The organism is Vibrio sp. 10N.286.49.E11 (genome assembly GCF_041469505.1).
In the GTDB taxonomy this organism is placed as follows: domain Bacteria; phylum Pseudomonadota; class Gammaproteobacteria; order Enterobacterales; family Vibrionaceae; genus Vibrio; species Vibrio crassostreae_C.
In genome coordinates this window covers 1-1007 of sequence record NZ_JBFRKQ010000149.1, presented here as the reverse complement: position 1 = coordinate 1007, position 1007 = coordinate 1, and the positions used below count along the sequence as shown (strand labels likewise).

The window sequence follows — 1007 nt, the reverse complement described above, 5'->3', positions numbered from 1 at the left end:
CTGTTGGCGGTGAATACCCAGTGGCCAGTGGTATCAATGGTGAGATCACCGTTGGTGCCTGAGATAGAATCTGGCGTGAAGGTATTGTCTGGGTTATCAACATCGGTACTGGTGAGGGTGCCTGAGGTGGTTACCGCTTTGTCAGTTTCATCGATGGCAATGGTCGCGCTGCTGACAGTAGCAGCGTCATTAGTGCCATTGATCGTGACTTTAATGGTCGAAGGTGTGCCATCAACAGACGATACCGTAAAGGTCTCTTCGACCTTATCGCCGACGTTTAATTGATTAAATGCGCTGTTGGCGGTGAAGCTCCAGTGACCATTGGCATCAATAGTCAGGTCACCGTTGGTGCCAGTAATCGAATCGGGTGTGAAAGTGTTATCTGGATTATCTACGTCGGTACTGGTTAGTGTGCCTGAGGTGGTTACCGCTTTGTCGGTCTCATCAATGGCAACGGTCGCACTGCTGACAGTTGCGGCATCGTTAGTGCCGTTGATCGTCACCTTGATGGTGGACGTTGTGCCATCTACAGACGACACCGTGAAGGTTTCTTCGACTTTATCGCCAACGTTCAATTGATTAAACGCACTGTTGGCGGTGAAGCTCCAGTGACCATTAGCATCAATAGTCAGGTCGCCATTGGTGCCTGCAATGGAATCCGGCGTGAACGCATTATCCGGATTATCGACATCGGTGCTGGTTAATGTTCCTGAAGTCGTGACTGCTTTATCAGTCTCATCCACACTGACTGTTTCGGTACTGACTGTCGCTGCATCGTTAGTGCCGTTAATCGTCACTTTTATGGTCGACGGCGTGCCATCAACCGACGATACCGTGAAGGTCTCTTCGACTTTATCGCCAACGTTCAATTGATTAAACGCGCTGTTAGCGGTGAACACCCAATGTCCACTGGCATCGATAGTCAGGTCGCCATTGGTGCCTGCAATGGAGTCTGGCGTGAAGGTATTATCTGTATTATCCACGTCAGTACTGGTTAACGTGCCTGA

1 protein-coding gene is annotated in these 1007 nt (G+C 50.0%); it reads right to left on the bottom strand.

All coding sequences use genetic code 11. The features are described 5' to 3' along the window. On the bottom strand, positions 1-1007 hold a 1007-nt coding region (locus tag AB4167_RS21935; protein ID WP_372137024.1), incomplete at both ends, for a VCBS domain-containing protein.